Origin of the sequence: Rubricoccus marinus (genome assembly GCF_002257665.1) — a bacterium.
Classification (GTDB): domain Bacteria; phylum Bacteroidota; class Rhodothermia; order Rhodothermales; family Rubricoccaceae; genus Rubricoccus; species Rubricoccus marinus.
The window spans coordinates 3668783-3682564 of sequence record NZ_MQWB01000001.1; the positions used below are offsets into that span (position 1 = coordinate 3668783).

Below are 13782 nucleotides of genomic sequence, written 5' to 3' on the forward strand. Positions count from 1 at the left end.
TTAGGGATGGATCTCCCCGTGCCTCAGCTTCCCGTTACCGACCCCGTCCTCATCGTTGCGATCACGATGGGGATCCTGCTCCTGGGCCCGCTCCTGTTCGAGCGGTTCCGGATTCCAGGGCTTGTAGGCCTGATCGCGCTGGGCGCCGTGGCGGGCCCCAGCATGACCGGTCTCTTGGAGCGCGACGCCACGTTCCAACTCCTCGGCACGCTGGGGTTGCTCTACCTCATGTTCATTGCGGGCGTGACGCTGGACCTGGGCGAGTTCTCGCGCCAGAGGCGCCGGGCCATCGGCTTCGGGCTGCTCTCGTTCGCGATCCCCATGGCGCTCGCGTTCACCGTCGGCACGAGCGTTTTGGGCTACTCGCCTCTGGCGTCGGCGCTGTTGGGGAGCATTGTGGGGAGCCACACGCTGCTGGCGCTGCCTCTGGCGGGCAAGCTCGGGATCTCCAAAAACACCTCGATCGTGGTGGCAACGGGGGCAACGCTGGTGACGGACCTGGCCTCGCTGCTGGTTCTCGCGATCGTGCAGGGGATGCAAAGCGGGGAGGCTGGCGTGGGGTTCTGGCTGAAGTTTGAGGGGCTGACGCTCTTGTGGGCGGTGTTCGTGTTGTGGATGCTGCCGCGCGTCGCGCGGGCGTTTTTCCGCCGCGTGCGGCGCGAGGACGACCAGGCGTTCGCGTTTTTGCTCGCGGCCGTGTTCCTGACCGCGTGGCTGGCATCGCTCGTAGGGCTGGCGCCCATTATCGGCGCGTTCGTGGCGGGCATCGCGCTCAACCGGATGGTGCCCAAGCAGAGCCCGCTGATGACGCGGCTGCGGTTCGTGGGCGACGCCATCCTGATCCCGTTCTTCCTCGTCTCGGTGGGGCTGCTCGTGGACGTGAGCGTGCTGGGCTCGCCAGAGGTGTGGGGTCTGGCGCTCGTCTTCTCGGGCCTCGTCGTGGTGGGCAAGGGCAGCGCGGCGCTGCTGGGGCGCCCCCTGTTTGGCTTCACGCGGGAAGAGAGCTTGACCGTGGCGGGGCTCACGTTCCCGCAAGCGGCTGCGACGTTGGCCGTGACGCTGATCGGCTTCGAGATCGGCTTGTTCTCGCAGACCGCCGTCAACGCCGTCGTGGTGCTGATCGTGATCACATGCCTGTTGGGGCCGCTCCTCGTGCGGCGCTTCGGTGCGAAGCTGGCCCTCGCGGAAGCCGAGCGCCCCTACGAGCCCGCGCGCGCGCCCGAGCGCATCTTGGTGCCTCTGGCGAACCCGGAGACGGCGACCGAACTCATGGAACTGGCGCTACTCGTGCGCAGCGACCAGAGCGAGGAGCCCGTGTACCCGCTCACCATCGCCAGAGGCGGGTTCGACGAAGCGTCGCACGTGGCGGACGCGGAGCGCGTGATGGAGCGCGCGGTGCTGCACTGCACCTCGGCGGACGTGCCGGTCTCGCCAACGGTGCGCATCGACGACAACGCGACGGCGGGCATCTTGAGGGCCGCGCGTGAGATCCGCGCGTCGGAGATCATCGCGGGATGGTCCGGGGCGCCCTCGGCGGGGGACCGGGCGTTTGGCGGCGTGCTGGATAGCGTGCTGGAGGGCAGCCGCGCGATGATGGTGGTCGCGCGGCTCGTGCGGCCTCTGGCGGCGGCGAAGCGGCTGGTGATCCTGATCCCGCCGCTGGCGTGGCGCGAGGCCGGCTTTGCCCGTGCCGTCCGTGTGCTGAGCGTACTGGCCGCCCACAAGGGGATGAGCGTGGTGGTGCTCGCGGTGGAGAGCGACCGCGAGGTTCTGGAGGTGCGTCTGGGCCAGACGCGGCCCGAACTTGACGCCGACATCCAGGCGCTCGGGGACTGGAAGGACGTCATGGGCGCGATGGACGTGCTGGCCGAAGAGGGCGACGTGATCGCGCTGCTCAACGTGCGCCAGGGGACGGTCGCGTGGCGCCCGGCGCTGACGCGCCTGCCGCGCGTGTTGGCGCGGCGGTTCGACACGCTGGACCTGCTCACGATCTACCTCTCGGAGTCGGAGGTGGCGGCGCAAGCGGCCGCAGCGGTAGACGGGGTGGGCGACGACGATCTGTACCTGCCCGCCGAGAACATCCACCTGGGGCTGGAGCCTGCGGAGACGGAAGCGCTGCTGCGCCGGCTGTTCTATGGTGGCTTCCCAGACCACCCCGGGCTCGCCGCCCGCCTCGCGGAGCACGTCGCGCGGGTCCACGCGGAAAGCGCGCCGGAGATCATGCCGGGTGTCGTGTTCTACCACGCGCACGTGGCCGATGTGGACGAGCCCGCCACGTTTGTGGGCGTCTGCGCCAGAGGTGCCACCCTTCCAGACACAGGCAGCCCCGCTCGGGTCGTGCTCGCGCTCCTCGCGCCGATGGACATGGCGCCGGAGGAGTACCTCCGCTATCTCTCCGTCGTGGCACAAATGGTCCGCTCGGAGGAGACCGTTGAGGCGCTGCTCGACGCGGAGACGCCAGAGGCCGCACGCGAGCTGCTGATCGACGGGCTGCGGGCGGACGGGGTGTAGGCTTCAGATCGGCACCACAGCCTCTGGCGGAAGGGGCATTCCACGACAGGGCATAGGTGGCCGCGAAGCCTCTGGCGCCAGAGGCCGCCGCCGGGGTAGGTTGGACGGAACGTTCCTGAACCGCGGCTTCCGATATGGCACGTCCCCTCTCGTTCGACCCCGACGCGGCCCTGGACGCCGCGATGCGCACCTTCTGGCAGCACGGGTACGCGGGCTCCAGCATCCAGGACCTCACGGAGGCAACAGGCCTGAGCCGTTCCAGCCTGTACAACCAGTGGGGCGACAAACTCGGCCTCTACATCGCCGCCCTAGACCGCTACCGGCGCCGCGATGGGGCGGTGGCGTTTCTGCCGCTGCTGCGCTCCGGTGAGCCACTGGCGCGCATCCGTGCCGTGTTCAGCGCGCTGGTGGAGGACGCGGTGGAGGCCCCGGGCCGCGGCTGCTTTATGGTCGGTGCGAGCGCGGAGCGGGGGCCGGATTGCAGCGCGACGCGGCTCCGCACACGCGACGCGCTGAGCGCGCTCGCGGGGAGCTTCGAGGCCGCCATCCGCTCGGCCCAAGCCTCTGGCGACATCTCCGCCGAGAAAGACCCGGTGGCTCTGAGCTACGGCCTTGCGGCCTCGGTATACGGCCTCCGCACCCTGGCCCGCTCGCGGGTTCCACGCGAGGCCATGGAACAGGCAGCCTCTGGCGCGCTCGCCGCGCTCGCGTAGCCCGATGACGCTGGCCGACCGGTACCGCCAGATGTCGCGCGAGGAGTTGCTCCACATCGCGCGGGAGGAAGCGGGGGACCTCACGCCAGAGGCCGTTGGCGTTCTCACGGCCGAGATCGACGCGCGCCGGCTGGGGCCGTTGGTGGGCGCGGCGATACGGGCGCAGACTCTGACGCTTTCGCAGAAGGAGGTCCGAGCCGTAGCGTATGCGATCGTTCGGCGGCCATGCCCCCAATGCGGCCAGTCCCGGAGACCGGTCAACGCAGGCGTCATCGCGAACACCTACGGGCTCATCATCACCGGGGTGTACGACGAAAAGGTGCTCGTCGCGTGCGCAGACTGCCGGGAAGCCCGCGCCAAGCGCGCGATGGCCCGGTCCGTGCTGTTGGGGTGGTGGTCGTTCCCCCACGGCCCGTTTCGCACCATCGGCGCGCTCTGGCAAAACGCTCGGACGCTGCGTGAGTGCGAACACCGCCAGAAGCCGACCGCAACGCTCTTGAACTACGTGGCCGCCAACCCCCTGCGTGCCCTCGCGCTCGCCCGGCGGACGCCTCTGGCGCCAGAGGCTAGCGGCTCCAGCCCGAGCGGCGTTTCTTCCACGGCAGCGGAACGATCAGGCCGTCCATCAGCAGGTGGCTGAAATAGCCCGCCACGGCGGCGCCGTAGAACGGCAGCCCCGCCAGAGGCTCCTGATCGGGGAAGAGCAGCATCGGCACGAGCACGAGCGGCGCCGGGACCACGAGCATGGCCCATTTGGAATGCGTCCACCCGCGGTGCTTGCCGATCACCGGAAGGATGCAGAAAAGGCCCAGATAGGCAGCCTCGCGGAAGTGCCGCCCGCCGATAAGCGCCACGTCGGTCAGGAAAAACAGCCAGTAGAAGATGTTCTGGCCTTTCGAGTTGGTGTCCACGTCCGGCCACAGGCCGAACATGAGGCCGATCCCCATGAGCACCGCCGCCCACCCGACCATCTCCATCTCCGAAAACTGCCGGTACGCCTCGTCCACGGCAAAAACCGCCGCGAGCCCCGCGAGGTAGAGCCCGGTTACGACAACGGCGCCGGTGAGGTGTCCTTTGTAGCCTGCCACGGAGAAGGGAGAGGAGATGGAGGGGCCTAAGAACGGGAGGCCGAGCGCCAGAGGTGCGTCACGGTCTCTGGCGCGCGTGACGGCGCACCGTCTGTGACGGCGTTCCAAGCCGCACCTGTGGTCCCGGGCTTTCTCCACACGCGCTGCCTACCGCTCCAGGAAAGTGCGGCGCCTCTGGCGCCAGAGGCGCATCGCAGCCGTTTTACTCCTGGTCGGTCCGCAGCGTCTCGAGCAGTCGCGAGAGCTTCTGGTGCTCGCTGTCGTCCAAATGCGCGCTCACGCGCTCGGTCGTCTCGCGGATGGGATCGTCCAACTTGTCCAGCAGGGCAAGCCCCTCGTCTGTGATCCGTACCTCCACAACGCGGCGGTCGTGTTCGGCGCGCTGCCGGTGGATCAGGCCGCGCTGCTCCAATCGGACGAGAAGGCGCGTAACGTCTGGCGTCCGGTCCAGCAGACGGCTGCCCACATCGGAGCAGGTGTAGCAGTTCGGGTGGTTGCCACGGAGGATGCGCAGCACGTTGTACTGCGCGTGCGTCACGCCGTGCGGCGCCAGCGCCGCGTTGATCTCGCCCTGAGCCCACGAGGCGGTCGCCATAACGTTGAGAAGCGCCTCATGAGCGGGCGAGGCGAACGAGGACTGCTGGATGAGGTCGGCAAGCTTCACAGGACGCGGGGGGAAGAAGGCACATATGGTACCGATCTCCAGCGGTTGGGGTCCCACGCCGCCACAGGCGGCGCCGAGCGAGGCCTCTGGCGTGCCGATCCCGTCAGGCGCCGAGCAGGATCTCGCGGATGGCGCGCTCTCGGTAGGCAAAGATGCGCCGGACCTGCCCGCGCACCACCGGGAGCGCAATTTCGCCAAAGGGCCAGAGCGGGAGCGCGTACGTCACCACGTCCAGGATGCGCGTTCCAGGCGTGCCGTCCAGACTAGGCTCGTCCAGGAACGTGTGGGTGTGGTGCCACACCCGGTACGGGCCTTTTACCTGCCGGTCCACGAACATCGTCGGCGGCTCCCACGCCGCGATCTCGGTGCGCCACCCGAAGGGGATGCCAAACAGACGCAGCCGGTACTCGATGAGCGCTCCCCGCGCGATGGCCTCTGGCGCTTTCGTGATGGAGAACCGGAGTTCTGGCGGCGTGATGCGCTCCAGGTTCTTCGCGTCGGCGAAAAACTCGAAGACCTCGTCCCGCGGAAGCGGGAGGTGCATCTCGGTGGAGAAGAGGTGCGTGGAGTCCATCGGTCGGGAGGCGGAGGGGAGGCCTACCGCGAGAGGCCTGCCGGGATCCATAGGCGCCTTGCCAGAGGCCTCTGGCGAGGGATGAAAGAGGGGTGAGGCGCGCGCGGAGCGACACACGGGAGGGCATCGTCCGTAGCCTCTGGCGGCCCAACTCTTCGCCGTTGCGAGCGGGGATCCGCGACACGAGCGGTATCTATATCGCGCCGCGCCGCCTCTGCGCCGCTGCCTCTGGCGCCAGAGGCGCGTCTCTTTCCGTCCGCTTTCCACCTCCGTCCTCCATGTTCTCCTCCGACACCTACGCCGCCCGTCGCGCCGCGCTTGCCGACAACATGAGCGGCCTCGTCGTCGTCCTCGGCAACGCCCACGCGCCGATGAACTACGTGGACAACGTCTACGCTTTCCGGCAGGACGGCAGCTTTCTCTACTACGTGGGGTTGGACGAGCCGGGCTTGGCGCTCGGGCTCGACGCCGATAGCGGCGAGGCCACGCTCTACGGCCACGAGCCGACGATGGACGACGTGATCTGGGAAGGGCCTCTGGCGTCTATGGGTGAGCGGGCCGCGCACGCGGGGATCGCCGCGACGGCTCCGCCCGAGGCGCTGGCCGACGCCATTCGAGCGGCGCAGCGCGCGGGCCGAGAGGTGCACGTGCTGCCGCCCTACCGGGGCGAGCACTCGCTCCGGCTGGGCCGCCTGCTCGGCCTCGCGCCAGAGGCGGTGGAGCCGTCCGCGGCGCTGATCGACGCGGTGATCGCGCAGCGCCTCGTCAAAACCGGCGAGGAGGTGGCGGAGATCGAGAAGGCGGTCGAGGTGGCGGTGCACATGCACGAGACGGCGATGCGCATGGCGCAGCCCGGGCGGACGGAGCACGAGATCGCCGCGGCGATGCAGGCCGTGGCCTCTGGCGCGGGCGGGTTCACGTCGTTCCCGCTGATCGTGACCAAGCGCGGCGAGACGCTGCACAACCACGCCTCCAATGCCGTGCTGGAAGCGGGTGACCTGCTCCTGCACGACGGCGGCGGCGCGGCGCCCTCGCGCTACGTCTCGGACCTCACGCGCGTCTCGCCGGTCGGCGGCACGTTCTCGGACCGCCAGCGGCAGGTTCTCAACACTGTTCTAGCCGCGCAAGAGGCCTCGCTCGCGATGTGCGCCCCTGGCGTGGCCTTCCGCGAGGTCCACGACGAGGCGTGCCGCGTTCTCGCCAGCGGCTTGGCGGACATGGGCCTGATGCGCGGCGATCCCGCCGAGGCCGTGGCCGCTGGCGCCCACGCGCTGTTCATGCCGCACGGCCTGGGCCACGCGATGGGGCTGGACGTTCACGACATGGAGGCGCTCGGCGAAGACCGCGTCGGCTACGGTGACGCGGCCACGCGGAGCACGCAGTTCGGGACCTCCAACCTCCGCTTCGGGCGGCCTCTGGCGGCGGGCCACGTGATGACCGTCGAGCCCGGGTGCTACTTCATCGGCGCGCTCGTGGACAAGTGGCGGGCCGAGGGCACGCACGCCGACTTCCTGAACTTCGACGAGATCCAGCGCTGGGTGGGGCTCGGCGGTGTCCGCATCGAGGACGACATCGTGATCACCGACGATGGCCACCGCGTGCTGGGGCCGGAGCTGGCCAAGACGCCAGAGGCCATCGAAGCCGTCGTGCAGGGGCGCTAGCGCCCCTGGAGAGGGACCACAGGTTGCCTCTGGCGCCAGAGGCGGCTATGAGAGGCCGTCTAGGAAGGCGCGGATGCGGTCGCTGTAGGTGCGGCTGACCTTGAGGCGTGTATCGTCGCGCAGGCCGAGCACGTACTCGCCGTGGGCGTGGCCGCGCGCCTCACGCACGCGGTCCAGGTTGACGATCGTGGAGCGGTGGATGCGCACGAACCGGGTCGGGTCCAGGCGGCGCTCCAACTCCGCTAGAGGCGTCCGGAGCAGGTGCGCCTTGTCGCCCACGATGAGCCGGGCGTACACCCCCGCGCCCTCAATCCAGTCGATCTCGTCGACCTCTACCAGGTGGTAGCGGCTGCCCGTGCGGATCGCGAGGCGCGTGAGCAGGGCTTCGCTGTCCTCGTTCTCGCCCTTGGCGCCGGAGGCCCCATCGGGATCGGCGCGCGAGACGTCGGCCGCTTCGCCGTCGTCCTGGCGCAGGAGCGCGAGAAGCCGCTGGGTAAGCGCGGCGGCTTCGCCGCGGCGGACGGCATCGCGGGCGCGGTCCAGGGCGTTGTGGAAACGGGCGTCGTCGAACGGCTTGAGGAGGTAATCCAGCGCGTGGAGGTCGAAGGCGCGGAGCGCGTACCGGTCGTAAGCGGTCACGAACACGACGGCGGGGCGCTCCTCGATGTCCAGTTCGTTGAGGGTGCCGAGCCCGTCTAGCTCGGGCATCTCGACGTCCAAGAGGAGCAGGTCGGGGGCCGTCCCGTTCTGGCGCAGCTCCCGGATCCTGTCCACGGCCTCGCGCCCGTTCCGGGCCTCTCCGACGCACTCGGCGTCTCCGCGCGTGCCTAAAAGCTCGCGCAGGCGCTCGCGCGCCAGAGGCTCATCGTCGGCGACGAAAACACGAAGGGGGGGCATCTCGGACATAGTGGGTGCGCGTCGTTCTGCGGGGAAAGCCGTCGGAAGATGCACCGGCTCTGCGAATCGTGCCCGGCCTCTGGCGCCAGAGGTCAGGCGGAGGTGAAGGGGATGCGGACTTCGGCGTCGAGGCCGCCTTCCGGGCGGTTGCTCAGCGTGAGCCGCGCCTCGTCGCCGTAGATCTTCTCCAGGCGGTCGCGGGTGTTGCGCAAGCCGACGCCCTCGCGCTTGACGCCGCCGGGGGGCAGGCCGGGGCCGTCGTCGCAGACGTGGAGCACGAGGTGCCCGTTCATGCGCTGCGCCGCGATTTCCACCCGTCCGCCTTCGCCACGCGGCGCGATGCCGTGCTTGATGGCGTTCTCGACGAGTGGCTGGAGGATAAGCGTCGGGACGAGGGCGCTGCGCATGCCGTCGTCTACGTCCATGGCCACGTCCAGGCGGTCGGTAAAGCGCGCGCGCTCGATCTCCAGGTAGTGCCCCAGCAGGTCCAGCTCGTCGTCCAGCGGGACCTCCGGCGCGTCCGTCCCGTCGAGGACGCGGCGCAAGAGGCCCGAGAGGTTCGAGATCATCGTGCGGGCGCCGTCCACGTCGCGCGCCATGAGCGTGCTCACGGCGTGGAGGGTGTTGAACAGGAAGTGCGGGTTGAGCTGCATCCGCAGCGCGTCCAGCTGTGCGGCGGAGAGCTGCCCTTCGAGCTGGGCCGTGCGCTCGCGCAGGCGCGCCGCGCGAATCTCGCGTTTGCGGAGCTCGGCCTCGCGCTCGGCGGCCCGTCGCTCCTGCGCAAGCGCGATGCGGGTCGCGGTGGCGGCCGTCGCCGCAGCAGCAACGGCGAACCAGATGATCTCGAAAAGGAGGAACACGCGGGTGTACGTCCCCGGGAAAGCCGCCCACCCCGTTGGAATGCGCGGGCCCATGTCGAACGGGCTAATCGCGACGACGACCAGGACGGCCACGGCCGCCGCTACGATTGCTGCGGTCCCGAAGTGCACCGCGATGCTGCGGATCCACCGCCGGCCAGCCAGGGGGAAGCGGGCCACCATCGCGATCACGAGCGGCGTCACCAAGATCCACGTCAGCCCCTGCACCGCGCCGGAGACGCCGTACCCGATGCGGTACTCCATCCCCACGACGTACACGAGCGTGACGTACGCGTGGCCGACGATCAGGAGCGTGAAGCAGGCCCAAAAGGCGACCAGCACGCCGATGCGCCCCCACCTGGAGTTTGGGAGGCGTGGAAGGTTGGTAGTCATAGAGATAGGCTACGGCTTCTGGCGGGGTGCGTGCGCGCGAGATGCGCGCGCATGGGGAGATTTCGGGACCAAGCCGGAGCGCGCGATGCACGCGGCCTCTGGCGCCAGAGGCCGAACGGGGGCGACTGCGGCTTCTGTATGTTTCCGGCTCTTCCTCCCGCTTCGCAGTGCCACGCTCGGTACGAATCCTTGCCCTCGTCCTCCTCGCTGCGGCCGTGGCGTCGTGCGCGGGACCGTCTCGCAGCGTCTCTTCCGGCGCGTTCGGGACGAGCGAGGAGAACCCGATCCGCGTCGCGGGGCTCGCCGATGGCGGACCGTCCAGCGAGCGCGCCTATCTGGACCGCCTGCGGGGCCCCAACAACGAGGCCGTGGAGTACACGCGGATCCGAAACTGCTGCGCGTTTAGGACGCCGCGCGGCATCATGGACACCGGCCTGCTGGACGTGTACGAGGTCACCTATCCGGGGTTGGATGCACCGGTCCTGCTGTACCTCAATATGTACGACCCGCCGCAGGGAGAGCTTATAGCCCCCGAGGGGTTCACGCTCGCGGGCTGACGCCGCCAGAGGCCTCTGGCGCGAAGACGCGGCGGCGCGCACGGCGCGATCTTGCACGCGATCCCCCCGCGCCCATGTCTGACCTGCCTGACGACCTCTCCCCCGATTCCCTCGCCGTCCACGCCGGACGCGGCGATCTCCGCGCCCTCGGCGTCCACGCGCTCCCGCTGGACCTCTCCACGACGTACCCGTTCGCCAGCTTGGACGGCGCCGTGGCCAGCCTGGATGCCATGATGGCGGGCGACGACCCGACAGAGGGCGGCCCGGTTTACTCCCGCCTCCACTCGCCGACGGTCGCGCGGTTCGAGAGCGGCCTCGCCGCGCTGGAGGGGACCGAGCGCGCGGTCGCGTTCTCCAGCGGTATGGCGGCGATCACCGCCGCGGTCCTGGCCGCGCGCGAGGCTTCGGCCTCTGGCGAGAACGGCACCGGCAAAAACCACGTGGTCGGCGTAAAGCCGATCTACGGCACGACGGACAAGCTGCTCTCTTCCGGCACGCTCGGCCTGGAGGTCACGTGGACCGACGCCAGCGGCGTGCGGGACGCCGTCCGCGAGGACACGTGCCTCGTGTGTGTGGAAACGCCCGTCAACCCGACGCTGGAACTGGTGGACCTGGAGGATATCGTACGGCAGGCCTCTGGCGTGCCCGTCATGTGCGATTCCACGTTCGCGACGCCGGTCTTGCAACGCCCTGCAGCGCACGGCGTCGCGATGGTGGTCCACAGCGGGACCAAGTTCATCGGCGGCCACGGCGATGTGCTCGCGGGCGTCGTGGCGTGCTCGCGGGAGTGGGCGGCAAAGCTGCGCGAGGTCCGCATCCTGACGGGCGCCAACCTCCACCCGATGGCGGCCTACATGCTCCACCGCGGTCTGCCCACGCTCCCGCTCCGCGTGCGTCGCTCGCAGGAGACTGCGACCGACCTGGCCGCACGGCTCCTGGCGCACGAGGCCGTCTCGAACGTGTACCACCCCAGCGTTCCTGGCCGAGACCCGCACGGGCTCGTCGGGCGCCAAATGGACGGTCCGGGGCCGATGCTCTCGTTCGAAGTCGCGGGCTTCGTAGAAGCCGACCGCCTCATGCGCGCGCTCCGCGTCATCACGCCCGCTGTCAGCCTGGGCTCCACGGACACCCTTATTCAGCATCCGGCGGGACTCACGCAGCGCGTGGCCTCTGGCGAAGGCGGCGCCATCACGCCCGGCCTCTTGCGCCTGGCGGTCGGGCTGGAAGACGCTGAGGACCTCTGGCGCGACCTGCTGAGAGGGCTGGACGGGTAGGGCCGCGCGACTGCGATCGAGCGCCAGAGGCCGCTGGCGAGGCGCCCGCTCTGCCGCCACCGGCTCTGGAGTCATCTCAGCGCGTGCCAGAGGCGTGAGGGCGCGGTGAAGTCTCTAACCCGGCACACCGCACTAGCAGTCGGCCCGTTTGGAACGTCAGAGGTGCGGAGCGGTAACGAAAAGGCAATAGCGCAGGAACCCGCGCGCTCTTTGCCGATTCCTCCTCCGTTGCTCCCCGGAGACTTCCCAATGGCGCCCTAGCTTTTGGATTGAGCCGCACGAATGTGGCTCTCCGGCCCTGGGCGGCACCCCACCCGGTTCGCGTCGCTGACCGACGCCCTTTCAACACTACCCCCATACGCGCCCGATGTACGTCCCCCGCAGCCAGCGGATGCTGGACCAGTACCTCCAGGAGATCGGCAAGGTCGACCTCCTCAAACCTGAAGAGGAGGTCGAGCTCGCCGTCCGCATCAAGCAGGGTGATCAACTCGCGCTGCACCAGTTGGTGCGCGCCAATCTGCGGTTCGTCGTCTCCGTCGCCAAGAAGTATCAGGGCCAGGGACTCTCCCTCGCCGACCTGATCTCCGAAGGCAACTACGGCCTCGTGAAAGCTGCCCAGCGCTTCGACGAGACCCGTGGCTTCAAGTTCATCTCCTACGCCGTTTGGTGGGTGCGCCAGAGCATCCTCAAGGCGCTCTCCGATCAGGTCCGCACGGTCCGCCTCCCGCTCAACCGCGTCGGCACGCTGAGCAAGATGCGGAAGGCCTCGGCGCGCCTCGCGCAGGAACTCGGCCGCCAGCCGACCCCGCAGGAGATCGCCGAGCACATGGACATCAAGGAGGAGAAGGTCCGCGAAGGCCTGCAGCACTCGCGCCACTCCCTCTCGATGGACGCGCCCTTCGACGACGACGACGGCAACAGCCTCCTCGACGTTCTCCCCGATGACTCCTACGAGTCCCCGGATGAGGACCTCACCAACGAGAGCCTCAACATCGACATCGAGCGCGCTCTCGCCACGCTGCACCCGCGCGAGGCCGAGATCACGCGCCTGTACTTCGGCATCGGGCACGAGCAGCCGCTCACGCTCGTCGAGGTCGGTCAGCGCTTTGGCCTGACGCGCGAGCGCGTGCGCCAGATCAAGGAGAAGGCGCTCCGCAAGCTCCGCCAGAAGCACCGCCGCGAGGAACTCGTGGCGCACCTCAACTAGCCTCTGGCGAGTTGAGCGCCCGGCGCCTCTGGCGCCAGAGGCAGATTTCTGAGGCCCGGCCGATTCACTTCGGCCGGGCCTTTTGCGTGTGTTCGGAGGAACACTCACCAGATCCCGGGTTGTTGTCCTCGCGAGGAGCACAGCGACGCGGCGACCTCGCGACCCAGCGCTCGGCGGAAGGAGATCACCAGGCTTCGCTTGAGATGGCGCTTGAGCCTCTGGCGCCAGAGGCCAGCGGTCCCGGTCGCTTTTTTTGGCAGGATGGTCTGCTGATGAGAGGAGTGTCGAATGGATAGGCAGGTGCCCACTGCGCCTCTGCCTGGTCCTTCAACCTCTTCCGTTCCAATCATGTATCGTTCCATCCTCCTCGCGCTCGGCCTCAGCCTGTCGCTCGCCGTCGCTCTCGCTGTCACGCCTGATTCCAGCCAGGCCGCCGTCGCCTCGCCGGGCGCCACGTCCGACCTGATCGCCGAACTCGGCCAGGGCTGCACCGTCTCCATCCGCGGTACGAACCGCGGCAACCGCGACATCGAGATCAAGCTGACCCGTTCCAAGGTGAAAGTCCGCGGCGGCATCTGGAAGCGGATCGACAAGGTCGCCGGCACGGTCGGCGGCGCGTGCACCGACGACGAAGTCAGCGTCCCGAACGACCGCCAGACCTACAGCGAGTCCTGCAACCTCGACCTCGGCTGCGGGTCCCGCCGGCGCTACAAGTTCGAGATCAAGCGCGGCGGCAACACCCACATCGAGTACTTCCCGAGCTCCAACGGCTGGACGACGAGCACGACGATCAACCTCGGTGACCTGAACCGCCACTTCTAGCCGACCGCCGCCTCTGGCGCCAGAGGCAGCGTGGTGCGGCCCGGCCGGCTCTGCTCGGCCGGGCCGCTGTGCATAAGAAGGGCTCACGCCCCGAGCACCGCCCGCCTCTGGCGCGCGATCGACGTGGCGTGCAGGCCCTCGTGGAAGAGGTTGAACTGCACCGCGTCATCGAGCGAGCGCAACACGACGCCGGTCGAGGTCGGGTACTCGCGGAAGTCGGTGAACGCGCCAGAGGCCCGGTCGGCGTCGAACCGCTGGGGAAGGGCGACGAGCAAGCGCTTGACCTCGTCCGGGGCGGGCCCTTCGTCGTCCCAATCGGCGGGTGCTGTGCCCTTCCGGCACTGCGCGACGAGGGCCTCTGGCGCGAGCAGCGGGAGGCCGGCGAGGCCGTAGGTGAGAAGCTGCTGCGTGACGACGAGGTGCCCGAGGTGCCACAAGATGTGATTGCGCTCGCCGTCGGGGATCGTGCGGAGCTGCGCGGGCGAGAGGCCGTCGGTGAGGCGGAGAATGAACTGGCGGATGTCGAGAAGCACGGCGCGAGGGAAGTGAGAACCGGAAGGTCGC

Annotated in this window: 14 protein-coding genes; 8 read left to right on the forward strand and 6 right to left on the reverse strand. The window is 69.1% G+C overall.

Features of this window, described 5'->3' with window-relative positions:
• Window positions 1-6: 6 nt before the first annotated feature.
• From BSZ36_RS15600 to BSZ36_RS15610, 3 genes are all read left to right on the forward strand, one after another.
• Entirely contained in the window at window positions 7-2511 is a 2505-nt protein-coding gene (locus BSZ36_RS15600; RefSeq protein WP_094550606.1) for a cation:proton antiporter domain-containing protein, read from the forward strand.
• Between the two features lie 134 nt (window positions 2512-2645).
• Window positions 2646-3224 (forward strand): TetR/AcrR family transcriptional regulator, encoded by a 579-nt coding sequence (locus BSZ36_RS15605; protein WP_094550608.1) that lies wholly within the window; start codon window positions 2646-2648, stop codon window positions 3222-3224.
• Window positions 3225-3228: 4 nt separating this feature from the next.
• Window positions 3229-3864, forward strand: coding sequence for a hypothetical protein (locus BSZ36_RS15610; protein WP_094550610.1), 636 nt, complete (start codon window positions 3229-3231; stop codon window positions 3862-3864).
• Here the strand turns inward: BSZ36_RS15610 and BSZ36_RS15615 are convergent.
• The 3 genes from BSZ36_RS15615 to BSZ36_RS15625 form a co-directional block, all read right to left on the reverse strand.
• A complete protein-coding gene (locus BSZ36_RS15615) occupies window positions 3791-4312 on the reverse strand; it encodes a metal-dependent hydrolase (RefSeq protein ID WP_094550612.1) in 522 nt (173 codons plus the stop codon). The two genes, BSZ36_RS15610 and BSZ36_RS15615, sit on opposite strands and share 74 nt — an antisense overlap.
• Window positions 4313-4514: 202 nt before the next feature.
• Window positions 4515-4976, reverse strand: coding sequence for a MarR family winged helix-turn-helix transcriptional regulator (locus BSZ36_RS15620; protein ID WP_094550614.1), 462 nt, complete (start codon window positions 4974-4976; stop codon window positions 4515-4517).
• Window positions 4977-5079: 103 nt separating this feature from the next.
• Complete coding sequence (locus tag BSZ36_RS15625) at window positions 5080-5550, reverse strand: SRPBCC family protein (RefSeq protein WP_094550616.1); 471 nt, start codon at window positions 5548-5550, stop codon at window positions 5080-5082.
• 278 nt (window positions 5551-5828) lie between these two features.
• Here BSZ36_RS15625 and BSZ36_RS15630 point away from each other — a divergent pair, with 278 nt between their 5' ends.
• Window positions 5829-7211 (forward strand): aminopeptidase P family protein, encoded by a 1383-nt coding sequence (locus BSZ36_RS15630; RefSeq protein WP_094550618.1) that lies wholly within the window; start codon window positions 5829-5831, stop codon window positions 7209-7211.
• A 45-nt stretch (window positions 7212-7256) separates the two neighbouring features.
• Here the strand turns inward: BSZ36_RS15630 and BSZ36_RS15635 are convergent, their stop codons facing one another.
• Both BSZ36_RS15635 and BSZ36_RS15640 read right to left on the reverse strand, forming a co-directional pair.
• Window positions 7257-8117, reverse strand: coding sequence for a LytR/AlgR family response regulator transcription factor (locus tag BSZ36_RS15635; protein WP_218827709.1), 861 nt, complete (start codon window positions 8115-8117; stop codon window positions 7257-7259).
• An 83-nt stretch (window positions 8118-8200) separates the two neighbouring features.
• The gene (locus tag BSZ36_RS15640) at window positions 8201-9358 is read right to left on the reverse strand and encodes a sensor histidine kinase (RefSeq protein WP_094550620.1); all 1158 of its coding nucleotides are present in this window, start codon (window positions 9356-9358) and stop codon (window positions 8201-8203) included.
• Between the two features lie 167 nt (window positions 9359-9525).
• Between BSZ36_RS15640 and BSZ36_RS15645 the strand changes: the two genes are divergently transcribed.
• The 4 genes from BSZ36_RS15645 to BSZ36_RS15660 all read left to right on the forward strand — a co-directional run bounded on the left by BSZ36_RS15645 (window position 9526) and on the right by BSZ36_RS15660 (window position 13218).
• Window positions 9526-9915 carry a hypothetical protein gene (locus BSZ36_RS15645; RefSeq protein ID WP_094550622.1) on the forward strand — a complete coding sequence of 130 codons (390 nt, stop codon included), beginning with the start codon at window positions 9526-9528 and terminating at the stop codon, window positions 9913-9915.
• A gap of 74 nt (window positions 9916-9989) precedes the next feature.
• Window positions 9990-11189 carry a trans-sulfuration enzyme family protein gene (locus BSZ36_RS15650; RefSeq protein WP_094550624.1) on the forward strand — a complete coding sequence of 400 codons (1200 nt, stop codon included), beginning with the start codon at window positions 9990-9992 and terminating at the stop codon, window positions 11187-11189.
• A 367-nt stretch (window positions 11190-11556) separates the two neighbouring features.
• Complete coding sequence (locus BSZ36_RS15655; RefSeq protein WP_094550626.1) at window positions 11557-12396, forward strand: sigma-70 family RNA polymerase sigma factor; 840 nt, start codon at window positions 11557-11559, stop codon at window positions 12394-12396.
• 348 nt (window positions 12397-12744) lie between these two features.
• Window positions 12745-13218 (forward strand): hypothetical protein, encoded by a 474-nt coding sequence (locus BSZ36_RS15660; protein WP_094550628.1) that lies wholly within the window; start codon window positions 12745-12747, stop codon window positions 13216-13218.
• Between the two features lie 83 nt (window positions 13219-13301).
• On the opposite strand, the gene BSZ36_RS15665 is transcribed toward BSZ36_RS15660, so the two are convergent.
• On the reverse strand, window positions 13302-13751 hold the full coding sequence (locus BSZ36_RS15665) for a DinB family protein (protein WP_094550630.1): 450 nt from the start codon (window positions 13749-13751) through the stop codon (window positions 13302-13304).
• Between the last annotated feature and the right edge of the window lie 31 nt (window positions 13752-13782).

What these genes read in the sequence shown, in the direction of transcription:
- BSZ36_RS15600 (WP_094550606.1), top strand. Translation starts at nt 7, where the DNA reads ATGGATCTCCCCGTGCCTCAGCTTCCCGTTACCGACCCCGTCCTCATC.
- BSZ36_RS15605 (WP_094550608.1), top strand. Translation starts at nt 2,646, where the DNA reads ATGGCACGTCCCCTCTCGTTCGACCCCGACGCGGCCCTGGACGCCGCG.
- BSZ36_RS15610 (WP_094550610.1), top strand. Translation starts at nt 3,229, where the DNA reads ATGACGCTGGCCGACCGGTACCGCCAGATGTCGCGCGAGGAGTTGCTC.
- BSZ36_RS15625 (WP_094550616.1), bottom strand. Translation starts at nt 5,550, where the DNA reads ATGGACTCCACGCACCTCTTCTCCACCGAGATGCACCTCCCGCTTCCG.
- BSZ36_RS15630 (WP_094550618.1), top strand. Translation starts at nt 5,829, where the DNA reads ATGTTCTCCTCCGACACCTACGCCGCCCGTCGCGCCGCGCTTGCCGAC.
- BSZ36_RS15635 (WP_218827709.1), bottom strand. Translation starts at nt 8,117, where the DNA reads ATGTCCGAGATGCCCCCCCTTCGTGTTTTCGTCGCCGACGATGAGCCT.
- BSZ36_RS15640 (WP_094550620.1), bottom strand. Translation starts at nt 9,358, where the DNA reads ATGACTACCAACCTTCCACGCCTCCCAAACTCCAGGTGGGGGCGCATC.
- BSZ36_RS15650 (WP_094550624.1), top strand. Translation starts at nt 9,990, where the DNA reads ATGTCTGACCTGCCTGACGACCTCTCCCCCGATTCCCTCGCCGTCCAC.
- BSZ36_RS15655 (WP_094550626.1), top strand. Translation starts at nt 11,557, where the DNA reads ATGTACGTCCCCCGCAGCCAGCGGATGCTGGACCAGTACCTCCAGGAG.
- BSZ36_RS15660 (WP_094550628.1), top strand. Translation starts at nt 12,745, where the DNA reads ATGTATCGTTCCATCCTCCTCGCGCTCGGCCTCAGCCTGTCGCTCGCC.